This is a genomic window from Mucilaginibacter sp. GW822-FHT03E02 (assembly GCF_058801545.1).
Genome location: NZ_JBXANJ010000001.1, coordinates 2,790,616 through 2,816,290, shown reverse-complemented (window position 1 = coordinate 2,816,290; position 25,675 = coordinate 2,790,616). Strand labels below are relative to the sequence as shown.

General features: G+C 42.6%; 24 protein-coding genes. 14 read left to right on the top strand and 10 right to left on the bottom strand.

What is annotated here, in order from left to right; translation table 11 throughout:
* Positions 1–43: 43 nt before the first annotated feature.
* The 8 genes from AC1RM2_RS11860 (at position 44) to AC1RM2_RS11825 (ending at position 6,705) form a co-directional block, all read left to right on the top strand.
* Complete coding sequence (locus AC1RM2_RS11860; protein WP_492985290.1) at positions 44–475, top strand: hypothetical protein; 432 nt, start codon at positions 44–46, stop codon at positions 473–475.
* 189 nt (positions 476–664) lie between these two features.
* Positions 665–835 (top strand): hypothetical protein, encoded by a 171-nt coding sequence (locus AC1RM2_RS11855; protein WP_492985289.1) that lies wholly within the window; start codon positions 665–667, stop codon positions 833–835.
* Entirely contained in the window at positions 832–1,218 is a 387-nt protein-coding gene (locus AC1RM2_RS11850) for a hypothetical protein (protein ID WP_492985288.1), read from the top strand. The genes AC1RM2_RS11855 and AC1RM2_RS11850 overlap by 4 nt, the downstream gene beginning before the upstream one ends.
* A gap of 336 nt (positions 1,219–1,554) precedes the next feature.
* A complete protein-coding gene (locus AC1RM2_RS11845; protein ID WP_492985287.1) occupies positions 1,555–2,295 on the top strand; it encodes a hypothetical protein in 741 nt (246 codons plus the stop codon).
* 117 nt (positions 2,296–2,412) lie between these two features.
* Positions 2,413–3,933, top strand: coding sequence for a redoxin domain-containing protein (locus AC1RM2_RS11840; RefSeq protein WP_492985286.1), 1,521 nt, complete (start codon positions 2,413–2,415; stop codon positions 3,931–3,933).
* Between the two features lie 422 nt (positions 3,934–4,355).
* Positions 4,356–5,474: a metallophosphoesterase family protein gene (locus AC1RM2_RS11835; protein ID WP_492985285.1), complete on the top strand. Its 1,119-nt coding sequence runs from the start codon at positions 4,356–4,358 to the stop codon at positions 5,472–5,474.
* A 243-nt stretch (positions 5,475–5,717) separates the two neighbouring features.
* Positions 5,718–6,068: a hypothetical protein gene (locus tag AC1RM2_RS11830; RefSeq protein ID WP_492985284.1), complete on the top strand. Its 351-nt coding sequence runs from the start codon at positions 5,718–5,720 to the stop codon at positions 6,066–6,068.
* 58 nt (positions 6,069–6,126) lie between these two features.
* Positions 6,127–6,705, top strand: coding sequence for a hypothetical protein (locus AC1RM2_RS11825; RefSeq protein ID WP_492985283.1), 579 nt, complete (start codon positions 6,127–6,129; stop codon positions 6,703–6,705).
* 138 nt (positions 6,706–6,843) lie between these two features.
* Here AC1RM2_RS11825 and AC1RM2_RS11820 read toward each other — a convergent pair whose 3' ends face one another.
* From AC1RM2_RS11820 to AC1RM2_RS11810, 3 genes are all read right to left on the bottom strand, one after another.
* On the bottom strand, positions 6,844–7,872 hold the full coding sequence (locus AC1RM2_RS11820) for a TolB family protein (protein ID WP_492985282.1): 1,029 nt from the start codon (positions 7,870–7,872) through the stop codon (positions 6,844–6,846).
* A gap of 227 nt (positions 7,873–8,099) precedes the next feature.
* The gene (locus tag AC1RM2_RS11815; protein WP_492985281.1) at positions 8,100–8,855 is read right to left on the bottom strand and encodes a molybdopterin-dependent oxidoreductase; all 756 of its coding nucleotides are present in this window, start codon (positions 8,853–8,855) and stop codon (positions 8,100–8,102) included.
* Between the two features lie 2 nt (positions 8,856–8,857).
* On the bottom strand, positions 8,858–9,604 hold the full coding sequence (locus AC1RM2_RS11810; RefSeq protein ID WP_492985280.1) for a cytochrome b/b6 domain-containing protein: 747 nt from the start codon (positions 9,602–9,604) through the stop codon (positions 8,858–8,860).
* Positions 9,605–10,425: 821 nt separating this feature from the next.
* Between AC1RM2_RS11810 and AC1RM2_RS11805 the strand changes: the two genes are divergently transcribed.
* From AC1RM2_RS11805 to AC1RM2_RS11795, 3 genes are all read left to right on the top strand, one after another.
* Positions 10,426–11,847, top strand: coding sequence for an alpha-L-fucosidase (locus AC1RM2_RS11805; protein ID WP_492985279.1), 1,422 nt, complete (start codon positions 10,426–10,428; stop codon positions 11,845–11,847).
* A 499-nt stretch (positions 11,848–12,346) separates the two neighbouring features.
* Positions 12,347–12,658: a hypothetical protein gene (locus AC1RM2_RS11800; protein WP_492985278.1), complete on the top strand. Its 312-nt coding sequence runs from the start codon at positions 12,347–12,349 to the stop codon at positions 12,656–12,658.
* 642 nt (positions 12,659–13,300) lie between these two features.
* The gene (locus tag AC1RM2_RS11795) at positions 13,301–15,403 is read left to right on the top strand and encodes an SEL1-like repeat protein (protein ID WP_492985277.1); all 2,103 of its coding nucleotides are present in this window, start codon (positions 13,301–13,303) and stop codon (positions 15,401–15,403) included.
* 12 nt (positions 15,404–15,415) lie between these two features.
* Here the strand turns inward: AC1RM2_RS11795 and AC1RM2_RS11790 are convergent, their stop codons facing one another.
* Positions 15,416–15,691: a hypothetical protein gene (locus tag AC1RM2_RS11790; protein ID WP_492985276.1), complete on the bottom strand. Its 276-nt coding sequence runs from the start codon at positions 15,689–15,691 to the stop codon at positions 15,416–15,418.
* A 117-nt stretch (positions 15,692–15,808) separates the two neighbouring features.
* On the opposite strand from AC1RM2_RS11790, the gene AC1RM2_RS11785 reads away from it, so the two are divergent.
* Complete coding sequence (locus tag AC1RM2_RS11785) at positions 15,809–16,321, top strand: hypothetical protein (RefSeq protein WP_492985275.1); 513 nt, start codon at positions 15,809–15,811, stop codon at positions 16,319–16,321.
* On the opposite strand, the gene AC1RM2_RS11780 is transcribed toward AC1RM2_RS11785, so the two are convergent.
* Positions 16,318–16,452, bottom strand: coding sequence for a hypothetical protein (locus AC1RM2_RS11780; RefSeq protein WP_492985274.1), 135 nt, complete (start codon positions 16,450–16,452; stop codon positions 16,318–16,320). The genes AC1RM2_RS11785 and AC1RM2_RS11780 overlap by 4 nt on opposite strands.
* Before the next feature lie 151 nt (positions 16,453–16,603).
* On the opposite strand from AC1RM2_RS11780, the gene AC1RM2_RS11775 reads away from it, so the two are divergent.
* Entirely contained in the window at positions 16,604–17,284 is a 681-nt protein-coding gene (locus AC1RM2_RS11775) for a hypothetical protein (protein ID WP_492985273.1), read from the top strand.
* A gap of 395 nt (positions 17,285–17,679) precedes the next feature.
* Here AC1RM2_RS11775 and AC1RM2_RS11770 read toward each other — a convergent pair whose 3' ends face one another.
* From AC1RM2_RS11770 to AC1RM2_RS11750, 5 genes are all read right to left on the bottom strand, one after another.
* Entirely contained in the window at positions 17,680–18,498 is an 819-nt protein-coding gene (locus AC1RM2_RS11770) for a DUF4249 domain-containing protein (protein WP_492985272.1), read from the bottom strand.
* Positions 18,499–18,502: 4 nt separating this feature from the next.
* On the bottom strand, positions 18,503–21,169 hold the full coding sequence (locus tag AC1RM2_RS11765) for a TonB-dependent receptor (protein WP_492985271.1): 2,667 nt from the start codon (positions 21,167–21,169) through the stop codon (positions 18,503–18,505).
* Between the two features lie 91 nt (positions 21,170–21,260).
* On the bottom strand, positions 21,261–22,256 hold the full coding sequence (locus AC1RM2_RS11760; protein ID WP_492985270.1) for a FecR family protein: 996 nt from the start codon (positions 22,254–22,256) through the stop codon (positions 21,261–21,263).
* Positions 22,257–22,533: 277 nt separating this feature from the next.
* Positions 22,534–22,755, bottom strand: a complete 222-nt coding sequence (locus tag AC1RM2_RS11755; protein ID WP_492985269.1) for a hypothetical protein — start codon at positions 22,753–22,755, stop codon at positions 22,534–22,536.
* 43 nt (positions 22,756–22,798) lie between these two features.
* Positions 22,799–23,404, bottom strand: coding sequence for an RNA polymerase sigma-70 factor (locus AC1RM2_RS11750; RefSeq protein ID WP_492985268.1), 606 nt, complete (start codon positions 23,402–23,404; stop codon positions 22,799–22,801).
* Positions 23,405–23,689: 285 nt separating this feature from the next.
* Here AC1RM2_RS11750 and AC1RM2_RS11745 point away from each other — a divergent pair, with 285 nt between their 5' ends.
* Positions 23,690–25,627: a glycoside hydrolase family 127 protein gene (locus AC1RM2_RS11745; protein ID WP_492985267.1), complete on the top strand. Its 1,938-nt coding sequence runs from the start codon at positions 23,690–23,692 to the stop codon at positions 25,625–25,627.
* Positions 25,628–25,675 lie beyond the last annotated feature (48 nt).

Sequence of the window (25,675 nt, the reverse complement as noted above, 5' to 3'; positions counted from 1 at the left end):
GTTCTCACCTAATGCACGATGCTCAGGATCAAAAAATAATAAGATGGAAGATATCACGGATATTTATGTAGCTATTGAGTTTCCCAAAAGAAACGAAAGTATAGAGACATTCACCCAAAACTATCTAAATGGCTTTAAGGAGACTAACGGTTACTACGAATACCCACGTTTCAGAGGTGAAACCGAATTTGAAACGGATGATTATAAATTAATGTTATCATATGTTTTACAAAAGGAAAAGAGCAGTTTCTGTTTTTTCTTTAAAAATGAGGCAAATAACGAAGCGCCCTTCGCCATGATGTTTTTTAACGAAGACGGATCGTTGTTTTTAGGCCTCGGAGTTCATGAACAATTTGAGTCGAAATATGAACAGATGCTGAAAAATGATTTTAAATCGTCCTTAATTATGTTTTGTTATAACGTCATGCCGCCAGATAATTTGGCCGAATTTAAATCGATAATAAAAGGTATATGACAATCGTTGCTACCGCCCCGATGGTTAATCGGGGTGATTCGTATGCTAAGTAATGAATATGCAATTCCCGGATGTTAAATTCATCGGGGAGTTTTTGTATTTTTAAACGGGACAAAAAAAGTAATACGAATGCATTAAGGTTAACAACAAACTTTGTTGATTGTCCTAAAGGCCTGAGGTATACTTAGCATGCGGACGCACAAGCCAGGAGGCGGCAGCGGGATTAAAATTCCAAGTGGGATAGCAAGTAAAGAAGCAATTACCCAAATATTAGAAGAGTTACCTAAATTAAATGAGAAACAAATACAAACATTTTATCAGGAAGCATCAAAAATAGTGAAACAAGCCGCAGAAAAATGAAAATAGTTAAATACGATATAGTTATATTGGGAATAGTATCCGCTAAAAGTAACGAGCTCGTCGCTAAGGGTTTTAAAAGGCATTTTGATGAAAGTTCCTCTTTATGTTTGTTTTGTGATTACGCGAGTTATGATATTCCTATTGGAGCCGAGTTTGATTGCCTGGTAAATTTGCAAACACAAAAAGATTATGCTATCAATGCAACCTTAATTGATGTTACTCAGCAAATGGCGATCTCGTTTGATGCAATACCAAATGGATGGAAAACAGTATCGCGCTTCATGTTTTCACAAAAAGATTTAAATTTAATAAAAAGAGAGATGCGCGTTATTGATGTATGGAGGGGCTTTACTGAAAAGTTTAAATTGATTTGTAGAGGATAGTGTGTCTGTGTCCCGTAACTGGCGCAAGCATGCAGTGGTGGCCGTGAGAGGTGGCGTACTTGTGCCTGGATGCAAGATGCAGGTAATTTAAACATACAAAGCGTATGTAGTATATAAGCAAGGCGGATAGGCACAAGTACTCCAGCTCCCGCAAGCGCTTTTCGCTGCCGCCTCCAGGCCTGTGCGCCCGCTGATAAGTAAACGCCATGCTAAGTAATGAATATACAACTCCCGGATAAGTTTATACGCGCCCCTTCCGGTCTTTAATTTATCCCCCAGCCTTACAACATTAACTGTTTTTTAACGTTAGCATTACCTCAACCTTATCAAACGGCAATGAACCGGTCAATTCTGCTATTTTCCCTTTTACTGCTTGTAAGTTGCCGGCAAGCAAAAACTCCTGAGGTTGTTACCGTTTACGATACCATATTTCAAATCCTGCGCGGGCGGGTAAAGCAATTAACCGAATATAGCTACCCTAAATATCACAACGTGGATTCCATAGCAACTATCTTCAACAAAAAGGGAGACGCTATTGAAAGGAAAACATGGGGCAACTGCTCCTGTGCCATTACCATGTTTTACAAATACAACAAACAGGGTAAAAAAGTAGCTATCAATATAAAGCAAGATGGTGAAGAACGCATTTTAAAAACCTTGTATAAGTTTAACCGAAACAACCGTATTGCAGAAGAAATAACGCCCACAAAATTGTTGGATGTAGTAGATAGTACTTTAGCCAAATATGATGCAGCCGGAAATACAATACAGATAGACCACTATCGGGGTACAGACCACAACCAATGGAGGTTCCGCTATAATGACAAGAATTTGCTGATCGAAACAGATCGGTTTGATCATTGTGTTAACGTTAACAATAACCCCATGCCAGGTACCATTGATAAGGCGAAAATACCCAATAGCAGGATAGTTTACCAGTATAAAACTTTTGATGCCATGGGCAACTGGCTAAAACGATTGGCTGTCGACCATCAACACCCTACCTTTTATGTTGGGAACAAACCGGCGGATAGTGTAATAACCATTGTAGAGGTTAGGAAGATAAGTTATTATTAAGCGGAAACGATTTAAACATTAAACTTAAATAGGCATTTTATTTGGACAGCCACCGATATTATTTTATGATGTGAGTTAAAGAACATGGCCGATTATTTATACAAAAACAATGAAACGATGAAAAACAATCTGAAATCCGCAGTATGTGTAATTTTATTACTAATAACCTGCTCTGCCGGGCAGGTTTTGGCCCAAAGGCCCGTTAGGATGGGCCCTGCATCTGATGGAGAAATAAAAAATGCCAGAACAGCACTATTGGCTAACATGGATGATCAGCATGCACATACAGCTTACATATACGCGATGGGTATGAGCAATCCGCTTGTTATAGAACAGTATAAAGAATGGATGAAAAAATATCCGAAGAATGTGAATATTCCACTGGCAATAGGTACAGTTTATTATAATGCTGAAATGTCGGAAGGAAAATATTTTTTGGAAAAAGTTGCTGCAATGGAACCCCAAAACGCTAAGATATGGTTTATGCTTGCGGTAGACGCGGCCAGGAGGGGGCAAGACAATTTGTCGGTTGGGTATATCATAAAAGCAACACTTGCCGATCCGTCAGATGCGGGTTATGCATTTGCTTATCTTTTTTCTTTAAAGGATACTGACCCGGATTATCCTCATAAAGTTTTTGATTTTACAAAGCGCTTCCCGGCAAGTGAAAGCGGTGCCCAGGCCTTATATTGGTTGGCAGAATACGCCAAAAGAAGGAATGACAAGATCACTTATTTCGAGGCACTCCGTAAATTATATCCCGCGCAAAAGTTCAGGTGGTCAGCAGAAGGTATGATTAACTTAGCCGACATATACCTGCAAACAGACCCTGAAAAAGCCTTGGTATTGATCAATGAAATGGCTGATGACAAAGATTGGCAGATGAGGCGACAAATTGCCGAATCGTTGTTGAAAATCAATCAATTGGAGCGGGAGCAAAACTATAACGATGCTATCATTATATTGAACCAGGTAAAACTTCCGGCGTATAATCAAATTAAAGATTTCATTGCATTGAAGAAAGCTGCTTTGCAGGAAAAAGCCGGTGATGTTAAAGCAGCCTACGACAGCTTGTCGGTAAAATTTGCTAAACTACCCACCGACCAGCTTGATACCGCACTTGAATGGTATGGAAAAAAAACAGGTAAGGATAAAGCGGGTATTGCGAACGATATTCAGGCGATCAGGAATAACACAGCCGTTGCTGCTTGTCCATTTGAGTTGGGCCTTTATACCAGTAAAGGCAAATTAAATTTGAAAGACCTTAAGGGCAAAGTAGTATTGCTTACATTCTGGTTCCCGGGTTGCGGCCCCTGTAGAGAAGAATTTCCACATTTCGAGGCGGTTATTAATAAATTTAAGGGAAAAGATGTGGCATATATCGGGATAAATGTATCGCCTGAGCAAGACCCATACGTGATCCCCTTTATGAAAAACAACAAATTTTCGTTTATCCCTTTACGCGGCAGTGCGGAGTTTGCCCTTAAAAATTATGGTGTGCGGGCTGAACCCGGAAATTTACTGATAGACAAGGACGGAAAGATTATTTTTAAGAATTTTCTTATCAATAACGACAATCAGCGCACACTCGAGTTGATGATATCTTCATTATTGCAAAAAGATGGGCAAAGCGAATAATTCGCTTTGCCCTTGCTGCAAGGTACTTTTGCGCCTGCTGACAGGTAAACGCCACGCTAAGTAATAAATATGCAACACCCGGACGATTAATTTCATCCGGGTGTTTTTGTATACCGGCGGTTCGCAATAGGGATAGCAGCGAATACCGGCCTCGCGCTTAATGCCTGAGGCCGTATAAGCGAAAAGCCCGGGCCGCAGGCATTGCCATAATTTTCAAGTCGAAAAAAACACGGAGTCAGAAGACAGTGCCGGGCAAGCGCTGCGCTATTAAAGTGTCACTTTCGCTGTTTCAACCATCGGAGCCACAGCGAAAGGATAACCATGAACTAATATTGCCCTCTTCCTTTGATAATATATAAGCTTTAAGTAACTTGGCTATACCCAACACTTAAATCTGCACCCAATCACCAATTCAAATAAATATGAAAAAGCTGCTTCTATTGTTGCTTACCGCGCTGGCGTTGCCGGGTTACGCTCAAACCAAATCTGTACTTGTATTATCGGATGTGCATGTTAATTTAAGCTTAGGTAATGATAACTCCTATCATTTAGACGCCGACAGTACGCTTTTTCTTTCGGCAATTAACAGTGTTGGCTCTCAAAAATTTCCCTTCATCATTTTGCCCGGTGATATGCTGTGGCACGAGAAAGGACCAGCAAAAAAACATGATACTACCGTTATGAAACAAACATTTAAGTATGTGCTTGACCATTTGAAAAAATTAGATAAAAATGCGGTTATTTTACCTGCCCTGGGCAATAATGACTGCATCGATCATGATAGTAGTGACAGGGCAACCAATGCCTTGTTTTATAACGCAATGTTACGCCCGATAGACCATAACCATGCGATATACAGGGATTTTATGGCCGGTGGCTATTACAAATACAGCAAAGGCGATTGGACGTTCATTATGCTTAACACCGTGATTTTTTTAAGTTCGTCATCCGACCCGGATGGAAAGGCAAAAAAAGAATTATCATGGTTGGGCGCGGCGTTACAGGATGCTAAACGGACGCATAAAAAGGTTTGGATGGTTTATCATGTGCCGCCTGGAATGGACAGGTACGGCAATACACCGTCATGGCACAATAACATCCAAAGCATGTATTTGGATACCATAAAGAAATATGCCCAGGTTATCCGGTTTCAATTGGCCGGACATACCCATATGGACGACTACAGGCTAATAACAAATAAGGGAAGGCTAATTTCTTACATCGATATTGCTCCGGGATTATGTTCAAGAAATGGGAACAATCCCGCTTACCAGGTTATACAATATAATAGCACGAGTAAGGTTGTAAACAAAGTGAATACTTACTACACGGATTCTTTACATCGCGACTGGCATGCCTTCGATTTCAAAGATTTCAGTTTTAAATTCCTGATGTCGGCCTATGATACTGCAAGTGTGGAAGGCAAGCGTTTTGTAGAAAACTATTTCACCAACAGGAAGCAGAAAGCGCCAAAAACCGGCGAGGCAGTAATAGCCTGGGACCCTCGCTTTTATCAGCAATCGACAATTAAAATAAAGTAGTTTTTACGAAGGGGGAGCATCATTTTTCTTGGACTTTGTTGGAGTTGTCTCCATAGGTGTTCGGAAGAAATAAAAAAAAGCGCAGGGAATGCGCGATTCCTTCCCTGGGGAAGGAGGAGGTAGGGGTTAAATCAGGCCGTCTGCTGGGCACTTTACGGTCGTACTGTAAAACCACCTATCACTGCCGCGCCGATAGTTAATCGGGGTTCGCTTATATGCTAAGTATTTTAAGAAAAAGGTTCCATGAAAGTATTAAGAATAGTGCTATGCTTTAATATAGCGTTAAGTTTATCTTCTTGCGCCGCGCAGTCCGATGTAAAAGAATGCCGTGAGAATTTTAGTTTTAAAAAGAAATTCTTCTTCAGCATCTCCGTTTTGGAAAAATATACTACGGAAAGTACAATTGTGCAAAAACATACCATCTCCGAACAAGACTTTTTAAAACATTTGAACTTCGTTTCAAAATGTACCAAAGTACCGGTGGGCAACGTGTACAATTATAATATTGGATACCTGAATTTGGAAGCGTTTAATAAGCAAAAGAAGGAATGGCTCAATTGGTACGAACTTAACAAATGCAATAATATACATTGAGCTTTTGGTTAAAGATAAAACAGCGACTAAAGTAACTTACAGATCAATTTAAGCAGAAATGAAAAAGAGCTTCCTGGTAATATTACTGCTGAATATCGCGCTATCCAAAACTTCTTTTGCACAGTACTTTAAAGTTAAAGAATTTGACTATTGTTACGGCGAGGCGCTTGTACAGGTTAAACATCACTCATTTAAAATCCAGCGTAATGGTCAGGCATATATTAACATGCATTACCCATTGGTAGTGGATAACGGAAAGTTAACCGAAAGGGATACAATTGCAATGATAGGCGAATTATTAAGGTTTAAAGGCGATAGCCGGGTTTGTGTCTTCCCGGTAATGTGTTACGAGCCCTCATGGTCGCAAATTTTCATGGGCGAAACAAAACAGTATTCCTTGCAGGTTGAGGCGTTATTTATAATTAACCAATTATATTTTAAACACCCTTTTAAATATTCCCCTTTTTCGGCATTGGTAAACACCGGTACTGAAACTGTTTCCACAATAAAAGGGAAAGACGTGAAAGAGGCCTATAGGCAATACACAACATGGTTTAAACAAATTGAAAAAATTGGTTTGAATAAAGCCAGGGAACAAGATTTAGTGCCGTTGAATGGTGGTGTGAAGTGGTATTAGGAGGGATGCCGTGCGCATGACAAGCGAAGTATGAAGCAGCTGACAGCATTCAAATAATATTCCAACAGCGGATGACTGTGGACACTCCAACTCCCGGTACAATAGCCGCGCTAAAAATCGGCTTTTGTAAACCTTACCCTAAAGCGCTATCATTTTTTTTACGCCAACGTAATAAAGGTCGAAGCCGCCTTTGCCGCCCGGGCGGTTGGACGAAAAGATCATAAAATCATTGGTAAAGCCGGGCATCGATTTTATAATTGGGCGGTATTCGTCGCTGATGGTGTTAATAGCCGGGCCAAAGTTTACCGGTGCCGACCATTTGCCGTTGACCAGTAACGAATAATACAAATCGAAGCCACCATATCCGCCGGGACGGTTCGAGGTAAAAACCATCACATTGTTAGCTATGTAAGGGCACTTATCGTCGGCCGCCGATGATAATACGGCATCCCTGGTGATTGTTTTTGGGGTGGCATCGTCAAGGTTGGTTATAATATCCTTGCTTTTGTCAAGGTCTGTTTGGTAAATATCAAAGTTGCCATCCCTGTTTGAGCAAAAGTAAACCGACGAAAAATCCTGCGTAAACGTGGGGTAAGCATCATCTTTTAGCGAGTTGAGGAATTTAACAGGCTTGGGCGTGGTGTAGCTTTCCTGGTTAAGGTTTTCGGTGTATTTGATATCCAAATTGCCGCTTTGGTTGGTGGCATATAACAATATATAGCTGTTATAGCGCTTATTCATGTTGGTGCTGCCCGTAAATTTCATGCCCTGGCTTATTAAATACGGCCCCAACTCATCGGCCGGTGTATTGATGGTACCCATGGCATTATTCAGGTTGGCGTTTTCGATAACAATATCCATCAGGTTGCTTGATGTGTTTTCGGCAACGGTTAATTTACCATCAATGCGCGAGGAGTATATATCCAGCATTTTATAAATGATATCAAAATTGCCGCCGCTGCTGTTCCTTTTTGAGGAGAAACATAAAGGCGAGGTTGAACCAATTATAGACAGGGCGGAGTTATAATCATCAAACTCAGAATTAATATCGCCCATGTTTACAGGCGATTCAGGAAAAGTGCCGGATGTGAAGTTGAATTTATGGTCTTGTTGGCATGCTGCAAGCAGGAAGGCAAATAAAACAGGAACAAGGAATTTGTTTTTCATGGTTAGGTTTAGTTGTGATGTTTAGAATAACAAACGTAATATATAGCTATATACGATGAAGATGTTATGTTTATAACACTGCATTTGAAATTTAGGTAAGGAACTAAGGCCAAATTAATATCGAACACCGAATGTCCAATTTCGAATATTGATTGAAAAACTTCAGTGTTGGGTATTCGAAATTCAGTGTTCGATATTATTTTTACTTCTATTTCTCTTAACTTAAATCAGATGCCGGTATACCATGACCATCCTGAAGTAATATCAGGCCCCGGATCAGTGAATTTATCAGTCACCACAATACGCTGCAAAAATTTAACGTTTTTGTAGCCCAGCTGCGTTTCTACCCTCAGCCGTAAAGGGGCGCCGTTACGTGCGGGTATGTCTTCGCCGTTCATGGTATGGGCCAGGATGGTTTGCGGATGAAATGCATCAAGCAGATCAATGCTTTCGGCATAGTTGTCGAAGCCGTATAGGGCTACATAACGTGCGGTCTTTAAAATGCCGGCATCTTTTAGTAGGGCGCTTAGCGGTACGCCTGTCCATTCGGCAATGGCGCTCCAGCCTTCCTCGCAGGTGTGCCGGGTTATTTGGGTTCGCGCACCCAGTTTCTTAAGGTCATCCATCGAATATTTACGCGGTTTGGCCACGCAACCTTCTACAACAAGTGCAAAATCTTTAAAATTATTGAGTTGCAGTTGCTGATAGGCTTTGCTGTAGGCTTTTTTGCTCGCCGGGTCGGCAGGGTCGCCAATATCGGTTACCGGGAAGCTGGTTATCTCGCTTTTTTGATACTCCATAGCCAGGGCCCGCTGCGAAAGCAGGCCGCGCTGGGCAATGTAGGTTAAATCGTCGCCCATGCGCAAAATACTGCCATAGGTGGGCGGCGCTTTTTTAAGGCAACCCGAAAGCAAAAGCGCACCTGCCGAGGTAAGTCCTGTTAAAATGGCCTGGCGGCGGTTCATCAGTAGTTTTCTTTTCATAGCTACCTGCCAAAAGTTATCGCCCAAATATTTCGTTTAAAGCCCGATCTGATAACCATAACCACATGTACCAGTAAAAACAGCAACAGTAAAGCAGCCGCAAAAAAGTGGATGGTGCGTGCCGATTGATGTCCGAAGAATATTTTCAGTAAAAAGGGATAAGATGCGGTAATAGCCGGCGACATGGCAAAGCCGGTTAAAATAACCACCGGAAACAGCAAAAAGATAACTGATAGATAGGTGATCTTTTGCAATAGCCCATATTTGCCCGTATAATGTAGGTGCCTGCGCAGATGCGCGGCAACATCTCGCCAAAGTAGCCTGAAGCTAAATTCGTGGCGGCGCGGCACCAGGTTACGCCAAAAATGCCCGCTGTAAAACCCTGCTATAAAATAGATGATGCCGGTTAATACCATAAACCAGGCGGCCAAAAAGTGCGTACTGCGGCCCCAGCCATTTTCATTAAAAATATCGTAAGTGCGGGCGGCGGTTACCTGGCCGGTTACGTGTTTAAACGGTATGCTTTTATCCCAGCCGCCATGGTGGTAGTTGCGGCTTATCGGGAGCTCAAACAATGCCGGGGTAAGGTCGTTACCTGCCTTGCCCCAGTAAAGCCTGGGGTGCGACATCAGGATAACAAAACCGCTAACTGTAAGCGCCAGAAAACTTAGGGTGATGATAAAGTGCGCGCCTTTAACCCAGGGTTTGTGTGGTACAGCTTCGGTTTTAGGGCTTTGCGATAAGTTCATTCCTGCGGCGGTGATAACTACGTTTATATAAACAGAATAAATATAAAGTTATTCGTTTAAAATATCAAAAAATCAGGGACTTGCCGCAGGGTAAACACATCTAATTGGGTTAACATAACTTAACACATTTCAGATGAAATGTTTATAAGTAATTTATAATGAGAGTTTTGTATTTTATCATGGTTAGCACTAAACTGACCGTATTCGCTGCCTCCAGGCTTGTGTGCCCGCTGATAGTAAACGCTATGCTAAATAATACATATGCAACTCCGGGATGTTTAATTTCATCCGGGAGTTTTTGTATTTTTAAACGGGGCATAAGAGTAATACGAAAGCATTAAGGTTAACAACAAACATTCTTGATTGTCCTAAAAGCATGGCGTGTACTTAGCACGCGGGTCACAAGTGAGGACACTTGCGGTAGCTGGGGAGAAGGGCGAAAAATAAACAAAGCAGATATGCTACATGCTCTCAGGGAAAAATGCACAGTAGCATGAAAGTCGGTTTTGTATAAAATAAAGTCTATTTGGAGTAATTCAGCATGGGAGACTTTATATAGTTTTGTTTTAATCAAATAGCCCGACTGACCAACATATGAGTTATTTGCAAAAGCCTTTAAAAGCCAACCGATAAATTACCACACTTTAAAAACAGCCGCGACCGGTATTGAAACGAAGCCTGTATTAATTGTGCAGGGTTTTTATGGATACCAGCCAGCTCAGTGTTTTCACAACCAGGCCATGCGCCTAAATTTTTCATCGGAGTTGATATGACAATTTTTAACGCTAAGTCAACCAGTTCAACTATAAATAGGCGAAAAGATGGCCGCGTTGGCCAATTATTTAAATAGTTCAAATTTTGAAACCAAAATGGTATACAAACGAAAAATAACGATTAAGGTGACCGGCCTGTTGGTAATGCTATTGAGCCATTCTTTTGCCGTAAAGGGCCAGCAGATGGGCGACGCAGAAAAAAAATCAATGGAGAAAGGAACCATCTACACTGCATTAAAGGGTGCGGGGCAAGGCGTATCGGGTCCGGGTTCCAATCTTCCGCCCGAAAAGATGCAATGGTGGGAAGATCAGAAATTTGGAATGTTCATACATTGGGGCTTATATGCAATTCCGGCCACAGGCGAATGGACCATGTTTAATCAAAAAATACCGGCTGAGGAATATGCCAAACTTGCCGGTCAGTTTGATCCGAAACACTTCAGCGCTGCGGAATGGGCAAGGGTAGCCAAAGAAGCCGGAATGAAATATATGGTAATGGTTTCCAGGCACCATGATGGTTTTGCCCTTTGGAACAGCCCGTCAAGTTACCGGCATTTTGATAGTTGGGAAACTGCCGCCCACCGCGATTTTGTAAAAGAGTACACCGATGCATGCCGTAAGGCGGGCCTCCATGTAGGGATCTATTACTCGCCGCTGGATTGGCGCTTTCCCGGTTATTTCGACCCTAAGGGACTTCCTGACAATGCCGCGCTGCTTAAGAAACAAACCTATGGGCAGGTAGAAGAGCTAATGAAAAATTATGGCAAAATAGATATTTTGTGGTACGATGGCGGCTGGTTGGCACATAAGGGTAGCGATGCGGATGCAGCCTGGTTTTGGGAACCCTTAAAACTTAATGCAATGGTACGTAGCTATAACCCGGATGTGGTTATTAACCCAAGGTCGGGAATGGTTGGAGATTTCCAGACCGACGAAGGCGGCGCGGATGTTAAAGGGCCTATTATCCCGTTTCCATGGGAAAAATGCCTCAACCTTAATTCAACAAGCTGGGGGTATAATAGAGCTCAGCAACTGATGCCCTTGAAACAGATTATAGATATGCTTGTTAATACGGTTGACCGCGGGGGAAATATGTTATTAAATGTTGGACCAGACCCGGATGGTGTCATTCCTCCTACTCATGTGGAGCGCCTGAAAGAAGTGGGGCAGTGGTTAGCCAAAAATGGCGAAGGTATATATCAAACGCGTCCGGGGCCGTTTCAACCCGTTGATGATTTTTATGGAGCTACGTACAGAGGTAATAAAATATATATCCACCTGCTAAAAATTCCTGCAGGAGCTACCAGCATTAAATTACCACCAACCAGGCAGATTATTACAGCGTGTACGGTTCTGCATGGTGAAAAAGTTAAATTTCACCAGGACGCAACAGGCATCACCCTTAACCTGGCTGCAGTACAATTAGATTCACTGGTAACCACCCTGGTATTAAAAACAAAAGACAGATAACTGCCTCCGGCTCCCGCAAGCGTTTTTCGCTGCCGCCTCCGGGCTTGTGTGCCCACTGATAGGTAAACGCCATGCTAAGTAATGAATATGCAACTCCCGGATGTTTAATTTCATCCGGGAGTTTTTGTATTTTTAAACGGGGCATAAGAGTAGTACTAAAGCATTAAGTTAACAACAAACATTGTTGATTGCTCTAAAGGCATGGCGTATACTTAGCACGCGGGCCACAAGTGAGGACACTTGCGGCAGCGGCGGGGGGCCCTCCTGGCTTGTGCGTGCGCTGATAGGTAAATGCTAAGTAATGAATATGCAACACCCGGATGTTTAATTTTCGTCCGCGAGTTTTTGTATTTTTAGATTAAAGTAATGGGATGTAGATAACTTAAAACGATGATCTGTCCTAAAGGCATGGCGTATACTTAGCATGCGGGCGCACAAGCCCGGAGGCAGCGGGTGGGCTTTAAATTTGCAAAAAGAACTTTGAAACAATAATTACACGATGATAGCAGAAGCACCAAATATAAATCGATGTATTGCTAATGACAGATATGCTGAGATTCTCTTTGATAAGCTTAGGGTGACATTTTCTTCAAGTTCGTTGAAAAAAATAAAAGCACTTGGTCTTATTTTGGAAAGTGACGGAATTACATTTATTGTAAAACGGACGACATTATGGCGATGGAAATTAATAATGGAAATTCCTATACTTGCTAAGTATAATGAAGATGAATACCAAAATATACAAGGTAAGTTTTTTTTATTAGCATCCCGTTGTTTTGTACATTTAGTAACCACTCTTTTGATAGGTTGAGGGAGCGTATCAATCCTAGTGCAGATGTCCCCCCGCTGCCGCAAGCGTTCCCTGGCTCCAGCCTTGTGCGCCCGCTAATAGGTAAACGCCATACTAACTAATAAATATGCAACACCCGGATGTTTAATTTCGTCCGGGAGTTTTTGTATTTTTAGATTAAAGTGATGGGATGTAGATAACTTAAAACGACGATCTGTCCTAAAGACATGGCGTATACTTAGCACGCGGGCCACCCCGATTAAGCATCGGGGCGGCAGCGGGGGCTGACATCCAGCGAATCAACTACGTGGTTAACTACACCTACCAGATTATGTTCTTCAATTAACTCATCAAACGAAGGCGGTAATAATAAAATTTGTTGTGGTTGGTAGCTTTTGAATTGTGCTGAACTTTGTATCTTAGTTATATAGTAAATTTCTTTCGCACTTAAATTTACTAAACAGCCGCTGCTTTTTCAAGCAACGGCTGTACTTTTTTTAACCCTTTTTGGTCAACCCCAGCAAAATAGTTTAAGCGTAGACGCTTAAATTTTTGTATTTTACCCTCTTATAATTAATAACCTAAAAATACTACTCCCGGTTTCAAAACCCGAAAGCCTTGCCTGAGAGGTTATTGGAGTTTCCCTTTAAAACAATTATGCGCATGAGAAAATTCGCTCTACTTCTATTTTCGATACCATTTTTGAGTACAACATTGTGTTTAGCACAAAATGATTGTGTGTATACCGCCGGTTTTACAAGTGATGCAAGCGGTCGCCAATATGCAGCGTATTGGAAAAGCGGCCAGATAACAAAACTTACTAATGGCACTACCAGAGACGAAGCCCGTACGATTGCCGTTTCAGGTTATGATGTGTATGCCGGTGGCTTCAAAATTAACGGTGTGGACCGAGTGGCGGCATATTGGAAAAACGGACAGCAAATGCCACTTAATTTGATTGGAAATTATTCGCGTAGAGCTACCGAAGTACATGCAATAAAAACTGTAGGTAGTGATGTTTATATTTTTGTTACACAACCAAACAGGCTGAATGCAAGCGACCCTAATAACTATTATTATTACAAAAATGGAAGCCGTCAAACATTGTTGCTTTCAGACTACCAGGCTGTAAATTACGTCTTAAGTAACAGCGAATCATATTTCGTAACCCGCAGCGGAGATATTTATATAGTAAACCCCACCTTAATTGATGGCAAAGTTACGTACTGGAAAAACGGAAACCGGGTAGCAGGCAGTCAAAGTTATTCTGATCTAAACCGGGTGGACTTCACTGCTATTTTTATTTCAGACAATGGGGATGTGTATATTGCCGGAACCAAAGTTCTTAGGGGGGGTGGCGCAAAGGCTGCGTATTGGAAAAATGGAAATGAAGTCAATCTTTCTTATGATTCCTGGAACACTTATACTACTGGTATATGTGTTGACGGTAGTACCGTATATGTAGCAGGCTCTGAAACTAAAGCATACTCCCGTTTTTCGGCTGTGTACTGGAAAAATGGATATAAAACAGTACTTCACAACTACGATACAGATTCATATGATGCCACTGCAACGTCAATAGCCTCGGTTTATGGTACAGTATATGTGGCTGGTATGCACAAAAATAATTTATATTGGGTAAATGGTAAGGAGGCAAAATTAGACCAGGGGTCTGGCCAGGTTTATGCAATGGCAATAGTAAAAGGTGGAGGGTGTTCTAACAATACACAGGGTGTTAGTGCAACAACCCCAAATTACCAAAGCAGTGGCTATACCAATCAGGTAACACAACCAAAGCAACAATCATTGAGTCAGGATGTTGCACAACTTGCTGTAGGCGTTTCCGGTCTTATTGCATCTTTTAAGGCAGATAAAGAGCGTAGGATAGCCGAAGAAAAGCAAGCCGCACTTGAAAAAAATATTGCCGACCGGCAACGACTAACGGATGCCGACAATGGCATTTACAAAGCACAAATTGAAACGGCTGAAAAATATTTCTCAGAAAGGAGATATTCTCTTGCTGAAAGCTATTACATAAAGGCATTTGAAAATCCCAACGCACCTGCTAATCAAAGAAATGAAGTACTGGATGAATTAATTGGCACTTTAGCATTACAGGAAAAAAAGAAACAGATTTTTGAAATACTTGATTATGTAAAAACAAATAAAATAGAAAATTACAATATAGAAGAGCTATTGCCTGTGCTAAAATTGCATTGTAACGAGTTTTGTGTTGGCTATTTAAATTGTAGCGATAGTATTACGCAGGATGGAATTAATGGACTAAAAAAAATAAAAGATAGAAATGACCCCAAAGCATTATATGCTTATTTTCAGGTAACAGGAAACTATGAAAAGTTTGGAATACCTAAAGATGAAAAACAAGGGTTGAAAACACTTGAAGATATTATAGATGCCAGATACGGTTATTATAAACCAAGTGCCTGTTATTATTTAGGAATGATCTATTTAAATGGTACCGCAACCATTAAAGCAAATGAAAAAAAAGCATTAAACCACTTTAGGAAAGGTTATTATGGCAAAGAAAAACAATATCATTTAGTGCCGGCTTATTCCCATTACGATGCAAATGATGCCTATTTTAATTATGATTTACTCAATTATATAAAAATTGCAATCTTATATTCTAAAAGTGAAGACAAAGATGATAGTGAACTAGGGCAAAAAATGCTTGCTGTCTTTTATAGACGTTATAAGAGCATGATCCCAAATTCTGATAAGGAATATTTTAAAGCGTATTTTTAAAAGTAACTTTAGTTAAATAAGCAAGCCTATATTGGAAATCGCGGATATCAGAGAAGCGGCCAGGACATAGCGCATGAAACGCAATGCACCGGGGCTGACCAAAAAAGATTCCTCCTTTTTGCCCCAGCTACCGCAAGGTCTTTTCCCAACTACCGCAAGGTTTTCGCTGCCGCCCCGATACTTAATCGGGGTGGCCAGCTGATAGGTAAACGCCATGCTAAATAATGAATATGCAACACCCGGATGTTTAATTTCATCCGGGAGTTTTTGTATTTTTAAACGGGGCAAAAGAGTAATGCGAAAGTATTAAGGGGAACCACAAATATGGTTGATTGCCCTATAAGGTATCGTGCGTACTTAACATGGGGGCTACAGACAGCGGGATAAATTTATTATGCATGAACCATGAAACTAATTAAAGAGATCAATATTGTGATATTATTTTCGCTAATATTTTGCTCATTTTCGACAAGCTTATTAGCACAAGCGCCCTCCCTATATGTTAAAGCTTTTAAGTATATTAAAGGCCAATATAAGGGAGAAAGGCTTTATGTTTCGGACACGATTATCCATCCAGCTTTCGCAAATTTTTCAAAAGAGGTGAGTCTCGAGTGGGGGGAAAATGAATATAAAACCCTTAAGTATCTGGATAGTGTTGACCGGGAGCTCGCATTCTTTAAGGAAAAAACAAATGCCTTTAATCATCTTAATACAAATGAAAAAGACCCCTCAAAAATATTTTTCTTCTCAGAGATTTTCAAGAATATGATTATTGTCGAGGTTTTTGAAAGTAGGCCTAATCGCGCATTTACGATAGCAGGTCAAGCAAGTTTTAACACTTCTTCACAATATTTATTAATATTTGATAGCCGAAAGCATGTTAAAAAATGTTACTGCATAGAAGTTCAATACGATTAAATTAAATCTTTCGCTGCCGCAGCCTCCAGGCTTGTGGCCCGCTGATAGATAAACGCCATGCTAAATAATGAATATGCAACACCCGGATGTTTAATTTCATCCGGGTGTTTTTGTATTTTTAAACGGGGCATAAGAGTAATACTAAAGCATTAAGGTTAACAACAAACATTGTTGATTGTCCTAAATGCATGGCGTGTACTTAGCACGTGGGGCGCACCCCGATTAAGCATCGGGGCGGCAGCGGGGGGCAAACGTTATAGCAACAGATTATTAACGAATATTATGAAGGCGATCACATTAAAAGTAAAAGATATTAAAGAATATATAAACGCAGATTTTGGCCAAATGATGGCCGCCGAAGGGTTTGAATATAAAAAGACCAACAACGAATACTATTATAAGAGAGGGGGATATACATACAGGTATAATTTATTGCTAACCGCATGGAGCGCAAGTTATTCCATAACCTTACGATTATATATAAGTCAGAGTCAAATAGAGGGTATTTATGAGTCGGTATTGGGAAAGTCCCGCCATGGGTTGACATTTTATCAGAGTATGATAGAGCGACTTTATTATAGTCCAGACGGCAGGAAAAATGGTAAAGGGGATGGTTTAACTATAGATATTGTTAATAATGAAGATATTTATACAACAATCGAAACGCTGAAGAATTATTATCACCAAATTGCAAAACCCTATTTTGACCGGTTTAAAACCCTGGAAGCCTTTGATGATTTTATAAATAACCCTCCTTTTGAATATAGCCCAGCGTATGTTGGCTGCAATACCAATGAACGTTGCATGAAAGGACTGATTGTAGCCAAGTTGGTAAACAACTCTAATTATGAAAAGTTGACCGCCATTTACGACGAACTTATTAAAGGAACGCTAAGTGATGTACAGTTGGATTCAATAACTAATTATAATAAGGTAAAAGAATATTTAGCTGATAATTTTTAGTGTGATGCTAACAAACACTGTACTCGTCTGGCTAAGTATGCCCGGATGTTCGTAGCGTTCCGCTTTTCGGATGTCTACGACTTTGAACGGCTATGCTTGTAGTTTACAACTACTATATTTTCGCTAAATAAATATGCAAAAACACCCAGATGTTTAATTTCATCCGGGTGTTTTGGTATACCGCAGTTCGCGTAAAGGATTGGCGTGGATACCGGCCAGGTGGCTAAGGCCTGTGTAGTATGAACAGAAAGCCTGACCGCCGCTTCTACCAGCGGGGGGAACGCCCAGTTTTAAGTCAAAAGTGAAAATTCAAAAGTCAAAAAGTTTGTTGGCGTGGGGGCCAGTGCCAAATGCCAATATTTTTGAACCAACCCACCCCCCACCCCCGCGCCCCATTACGGCGCGGTCAACGTTTTCCTTGAAATTGGGTGCACGCTGAAATAGCCCAACGCGCCGCCGGTAACGTTGCTAAGCGGGTTGGCCGGTGCGGCGTTATTGCCGTCGCCGGTAGCGCCTGTGGTAAGGCTGAAAAAGTATTTGTACACAGCCGGATCAATGCTTTGCATCTCGATGGTAACCTGGTTGCCCGGGCGGATGTCGCGGGCCGGGTCGTCATTATTGTTGTCGAAATTAAGGCGGGTGTTTACTTCCTGGCCGTTGGTAAATTCATCGTTATCCAGCAGTACCGATTCTTCTTTGCGGTTGTTTACATATTGCACAAAACGGTAGTAGTTTTTGGTAGCCACCGGGTCGTGGTATTTTACGGTCACGTATTTACGGATTGTGCCATCCTTGTTGTTGCCAAAATCGCTTTTTACCAGGTAAATGCTATCCAGTGGTACCAGCGCGGGCATGGCGCAGGTTGATGTGAACGTTTTGCCCGCAACAAGCACATTCAGTTTATAAATATGGCCATAGGCCCCTGTCAGGGTGCTGTTTTTATAAATACCGCCGCCCGATGCGGTAAGCGGGTACACGGCATTATCGTCGGTAATGGTTACCTGCGCGCCATCAACACCTACTATATCGTTATTATCGGTAAAGTTTTTGGTTTGGCTCAGGGTTACTTTGCACCCGCCGGTTTCGTTGGTGAGCACGCCTTCAACAACGTATTGGGGCGTGGTATCTTTCAGGGTCAGGTTAATGGCCTTTTCGCACGAGCATAGCGCAATGGCAAACAGGGCAGGTATCATATATTTTATAGCGGTGTGCATACAGTTAAAATTTAAAGTTATAGGTGATGGAAGGCACAAAAGTGAACAGAGTAGTCCTCACGGCTTCGGTGCGGCTGGCATCGTCTTTATTATTGCGGAAATAAATGCGGTAAGCGTTGTGGTTACCCAGGGCATTGTACAGGCTAAAAGTTAAATCCGATTCAAATTTGCTGCTCTTTTTTAGCTGGCGGGTGGCGCCAAGATCAAGCCTGTTGTAGGCCGGCATCCTGTCGGCATTGCGGCTGGTGTAGTAATAATAGTTGGCCCCATCTACCTGGTACTTGCCGTTGGGGAAAGTTACGGCATCGCCGGTGTAGTATATGAAATTTGCCGATAGGGTCCACTTTTCGGTGGCTTTGTACATGGCTACAATGGCCAGGTCGTGCGTGCGGTCTTGCCGGGCATTGTACCATTGGTTGTTGTTAATGCCATCAATCTGCCGTTCGGTTTTGGCCAGGGTATAGCTTACCCAGCCGGTTAAGCGTCCGGTTTTCTTTTTAAACAGCAACTCAGCCCCATAAGCGCGGCCTTTGCCATAAAGCAGTTGGGTTTCAATAGGTTGGTTGGTAAAAATATTGGCGCCGTTACGGTAGTCGACCTGGTTTTGCATTTTTTTATAATAAGTTTCAAAGGTGAACTCATATTTATGGTCGCCGAAATCGCGGTAATAGCCGACCGAAAACTGGTCGGCCAGTTCGGGTTTAATAATATTGGTGCTGGCCACCCATTTATCCGTTGGCGAACCCGAGTTGGAGTTGGAGATAAGGTGCAAGTTTTGCGCGTTGCGTGCATACGATGCCTTTACCGAACTATAATCATTGAGCGAATAGGCTGCCGCGATGCGTGGCTCGGGGTTAACATAGGTTTTAACCGCCTGTCCGGTTGAGTAGTGTTTTGTGCCCGTAATATTGCCATCGGCATCAAGGGTATAATAATCGCCCTGCCCCAGGATGGTAAAGGCTGACAGGCGAACGCCGTAAGTAAGGTTAAAACGATCAGACGCTTTCCAGGTATTGGTAGCATATAACGAATTTTCAAGCGCGTACCTGTTTTGCAGGCTCTGCGATATAATACCCGAGTTGCCGGTTGATGAAATTTCGCCGGGCTTAATGGTATGATAAATGGCGTTAAAGCCAAAGCTGATGGTGTTTTTATCGCCGGCATAATATTGCAGGTCTTCCTTCAGGTTAAGGTCTTTTATCTGCGAGAAGATCTGGAACTGGTTTACATCCTCTTTAATATTAATCTTATAATCGTAATCGCTGTAAATAACCGAGGTATTTGAAAATAGCTGGCTGTTAAAAATGTGGTTCCAGCGCAGGGTGCCGGTGGTATTGCCCCAGTTAATGCCTGCTATATCGCTTGCCTTTAGTACATCTTTACCAAAATACCCGGATAAGAAAATCCTGTCCCTATCTCCCAAAATATAATTGGCCTTGGCGTTGATATCATAAAAATACAGCTGACTTTTTTTGGCGATAGAATCCTTAGAAAAAGCCAGGAAAGCATCCGCATAAGTACGGCGGGCCGAGATCAAAAACGATGATTTATTTTTTTGGATGGGACCTTCTACATTAATGCGGGCGGCTATCAGCCCAACGCCGCCGCTTACGCCAAACTTTTGGTTGTTGCCTTCGTTCATTTTAATATCCAGCACGGATGATAGCCTGCCACCGTATTGGGCCGGCATATCGCCTTTATAAATGCTGATGTTTTTGATGGCATCGGAGTTAAAGGTTGAGAAGAAACCCAGCAGGTGCGATGCGTTATAAACAGGCGCTTCATCCAGCAGGATCAGGTTTTGATCGGATGCGCCGCCGCGTACATAAAAGCCGCCGCTGCCTTCGCCGGCCGATTTGATGCCCGGCAACAGCTGTATGGTTTTGATGATATCACGTTCGCCCAGCAAAACAGGGATGTTTTTGGTTTCCTGTACGCTTAAATGTTCAACCCCCATTTGCGGGCTGGCCAAATCGCGGGTGCCGGGTGCTTTGGCACTGATGGTAACCTCCTGCAGGGCATGTTCATTATTATCCATGCTGATGTTGAGCTGTTGGTTGGCTGTCAAATTTACCTGCACAAAAGCGCTTCTTTGGCCAACAGCGCTGATAGCCAGCTGATGGCTGCCGGCCGGCAGGGTAATGGAGTAAAAGCCGTACTCGTTGCTCGAGGTACCCTGGCTTGCGTCGGGCACCCTGATGGTGGCGCCAATAATGGTTTCGCCGCTTTGTTTTGATTTAACGGTACCGCTTAGGGTGAATTTGCCGCCTACCACGGCGGCCGGCAACTTTTTTATTTTAGCCGCATCATATTTAATCATCACATCCTGATCCAACACCGAAAAGCTGAAGGGGGCCGATGCAAAAGCTTGCTTTAGCACATCGCCTAAAGGCTGGTTTTTGGCGTCGATGCTGATTTTTGCGGGGCTTTGCGCAACGGTTTGGTTATAGGTAAACCTAATGCCGCAGGCAGCGGTTATTTTATCTAAGGCCTGCTTAACAGGCTCATTATTTATGCTGATAGTAACGGTTTTGTCCAGGGGGCTTTGAGCGTAAACCTGTTGGCTTGCTATCAATAAAACGATGGCGCAAAGTAACGTTCGGAACAGGATAGGTATTTGCAGTACAGCGCAAATCAACATGGATAACCATGTGGGTTTGGTTTTATTCATTTTGTGTAGGTTTTTTAAATGTGGGTAAGCCGGTAAAAAGCTTCCCTGGTTTGAGTTGATTTTCATGCCCGGCAATTAGCCGGGCTAAAGGTTAATGTTTAGCTATAATTTCCCGGATGTAATACTGGTTGCCCACTTTTTGCCAGCGGGTGTTGTCCATTACGGTACAAAGCACATCAAGCTCGGTGCCGATAAGGCGTGTGGTGTTTAAGTGCCCATAGTACAAACTATTGGCAATGCGCGGGTCAACGTTTATTTGCACGCCATACTGCCGGGCCAGTTCATCGGCAACGGTTTGCATTGATGCACCTTCAAAATCATAATTACCATTGCGCTGGCTAAGGAATTTTGCGGCATCGGGATAGTTTTCTTTCACCAGCAAGCCATCAGTTTTGTTGAATACCGCCCGTTGCCTGGCTGTCATGATCTGCCGCTGGTTTTTGCCGCTTGCCGATGTGAGTACGCCCACCTTCCCGCTTACCACCGTAACTTCGGCAGTTTTTGCATCGGTATAAGCCCTTACGTTAAAGCTGGTACCCAACACAACAGTTTTGATGGCCCCCGATTGAATAACAAAGGGATGCGCGGCGTCGTGCTTTACATCAAAAAAAGCTTCGCCATCCAGTTTTACCAAACGCTGCGCCCCCCTGAAATTATCAGGGTAGCTAATGTGGGTTGAAGGGTTTAGCCACACCAGGGTTCCATCGGGCAAACTGATTTGCCTGTGCTGGCCTGCTTTGCTCAATAAATCCACCTGTTTTACCGGGGCGACAATATCCAGGATGGCGTTTTTGTAAAAGGCGGCAAAGGCAACCAATAACACTATAGCCGCTGCAGCAGCTATGTTACGCCATAAGGAAATTACCTTACGTTTTGGTTGCACCGGCGCTTCCATTTGCGATGCAATACGATTAAAAATACTATCCTTAAGTTCATTGGTGCCGGAGTGCCTGCTGCCCGCAAGCAACACTTCTTCATCATTAAACCCCTGGTACCATTGCTCAAACCAGGCCATTTCTTCGGGAGTAATGGTTCCGTTTTCAAGCTTATGGGCAAGCTCTTTAACATCGTAGGCTTTGTTTTCCATCGTAAAATATGTATACCTTTTGTACATATAGTCAACGGCGGGGGCGGATACCCTTAGTGGGGAATGAAATTTATTTTGAGGGGGGGCAATGTCATTAAGTTAAGGAAAAAGAAAAAACAATATCGAACACTGAATTTCGAATGTCCAACACCGAAGTTTTTCCTTCATTATTCGAAATTGGACATTCGCTGTTCGATATTAAATCGAACTTAAATCCTTAACTCAATAACATGGGAGGACCTAATGCGGAAAGATACCTACCGGCGTTAAAACAACATCAAAGGTCATTGCCTTTAATCGATGCTTCTACTTCTACCAAGGCTTCTTTTGCATTTTGAAGCTTAATTTTACCTTCCTGGTGTAATTTAATTTGTTCAAACGACGCTTTCAGGCTGTTGTAAACACGCAGTTCAACTTTACTTAAAGGAGGTTTAGTCGGGTTGATTTCGGCTCTTTGTTCAAATTCTTTGTTATTGATATCTACAGATGGCTTCGTCATGTCCCGAATATATTAGCTGTTTATCTAAGGTACTAATTTCGCTCTACAAAAACCGGTCTGCATTGAGCAATATGAGAGCCAGTACGGGTGCCGATACACCCAGGGTCTCCCTTAATTCGCGCAGGGCTTTGCTCATGTGCGCTTCTACTGTTTTTTGCGATATGTTCAGTTCGGCGGCAATTTCGGCGTAGGTTTTATTTTCGTCGCGGCTGAGCAGGAAAACAATGCGGCATTTTTCGGGGAGCTGGCTGATGGTTTTCTCTAACAATTGCCGCAATTCTTTTTCATGCAGCCAGTCGGCAGTGCTGTCGGCAACAACCGGCGATGTGATGGTAAGTTCATCATGCTGCAATTGCCGGCGGTGCTGTTTGGCCAGGTGATTAATCACTTTATATTTTACGGCAACAGCAAGGTAAGTGGCTACCGTATGTGTAAGCTGCAGTGTAGCCCGCCGCTGCCAGATGCTTAAAAACACTTCCTGTACCACTTCTTCGGCCTCGTGTTCGTCGTCAAGGCGGTGCAGGGCCACGGCATAGGTTTTATCCCAGTAACGGTTGTACAGTTCGGTAAATGCACCGCGGTTATCCGTCCTGATCAAATCCAGGAGCTGCAGATCGGTATAGGGCTTAGTGAGGGTCAAAATGGGCATGTTTTACTTATAGGATGCCCCAATTTGTTATTGGGTGATGTATTGATAGGACGAAGTTAAACGGCTAAAGTTACACTAAACGTAAATAATGGTAATTTTATATGCGTTACTAAAAAGAAATGTACCCTGGCGATTTAGCGGTATACCAACGGTCGTGGCCCGGGCCATTTATCAAGAGAATAGATAGTGCACGTTAAAAATAAGTGTTATTATAACAATCATTGGAAACATTCTTTATCTTAGTAGCGCTAACCGGTTTCCAATTTTTACCGCCAATATTATAACATGATTAACAGGAGAATTACCCATCCTTTTTTATACTTGTGCTTAATAGCTATGGATTTTATATTGCCGGTGCAAACACAGGCACAATCTTCATTGCATGCATTTAAGCTGCAGCAGGTGGCCTTATTGCCTGGCGTGTTTAAGGACGCACAACAAACAGATATGGCTTATATGTTGGCCTTAGATCCCGACCGCTTGCTGGCCCCTTATCTTACAGAAGCCGGTTTAAAACCTAAAAAGAAAAGCTATGGCAATTGGGAAAACACAGGTTTAGATGGGCATATAGGCGGGCACTACCTCTCGGCATTATCAAACATGTATGCATCTACCCGCAATGCCGAAATGAACAGGCGCCTTGATTATATGCTGGAACAATTGAAACGCTGCCAGGACAAAATAGGGAGCGGCTACCTTGGCGGCACACCCGGTGGGGCGGCCATGTGGAAAGACATAGCAGCCGGCAAAATTGAAGCAGATACCTTTGCCTTGAATAAAAAATGGGTGCCCCTTTACAATATCCACAAACTTTTTGCAGGGTTAAGGGATGCATATATGATTGCCGGAAAGCCACAGGCTAAAGAAATACTGGTACGACTAACCGATTATATATATGGCGTTTCCGGCAAACTGACAGATCAGCAAATTCAAACCATGCTTATTTCAGAGCATGGCGGGCTAAACGAAGTATTTGCCGATGTAGCGGTTATAACCGGGCGGGATAAATACCTAACGCTGGCCCGCAGGTACTCTCACAAAGCCATTTTAAATCCGTTAATAAATGGACAGGATGAGCTTAACGGACTGCACGCTAATATGCAGATACCAAAGGCGGTTGGGTTTCAACGGATATCCGAAGTTGGGGGCGACAAAGATTATGGCAAGGCTGCCGAGTTTTTTTGGGAAACAGTAGTACATAACCGCACGGTGGTAGTTGGTGGTAACAGCGTAAATGAGCATTTTAACCCAACGGGTAATTTTAGCAAAATGATTACGGATGTTGCCGGTCCCGAAACCTGCAATTCTTACAACATGCTTAAATTAACCCGCCATCTTTTTGAAAAAGAGGGAGAAGTGAAGTATATGGATTTTTATGAACGAGTTTTATACAACCATATTTTATCGAGCCAGCACCCAACACACGGAGGGTTTGTTTATTACACCTCTATGCGGCCACGGCATTACCGGGTATACTCGCAGCCACAGGAAACCATGTGGTGTTGTGTAGGATCGGGCATGGAAAATCACGGAAAATACGCCGAACTCATTTATAGTTACCGGCAAAAAGATTTATTTGTAAACCTGTTTATTCCTTCGCGGCTCCAATGGGCCGCACAAGGTTTGGTGCTTTCGCAGCAAACCAAATTTCCCGACCGCCAAACCACCAAGCTTTTGGTTGAGGCGGCAAAGCCCGGTGCTTTCAGTATTAATATTCGTTATCCGGGCTGGGTAGCGGCTGGTAAACTGCAAATTAAAATAAACGGTACCGAAGTACCTGTTGAAACCCAACCAGGAAATTATATAAAACTTAACCGGGCCTGGAAAAAGGGCGACGAAATTGCGGTGTATTTGCCTATGGAAGTAAGCACAGAAGCATTGCCTGACAGTTCGGGCTACGTAGCTTTTTTACACGGCCCCATTGTATTAGCTGCAAAAACCGATACTACAGACCTGGATAATTTAATTGGAGACGCTAATCAGTTTGGTGGCTACCGCGCAAGAGGCAAAATGTACCCGCTGGACGAGGCTCCTTTTCTGGCCGATAATATTGTTAATATTGCCACCTGCCTGAAACCTGTTAGCGGGAAAGATCAAACCTTCACGGCGCCGCAATTGATAAGCCCCGCCCGTTACAATAACCTGGAGTTAATTCCTTTTTATAAACTGCACGACGCCCGTTACATGATTTACTGGCACCAGGGACAGTTGAAAACAAACTGAAATTTATTGAAGTTTATCTTGTTTTAGTTTCAAAATTTGGGCGGCAGC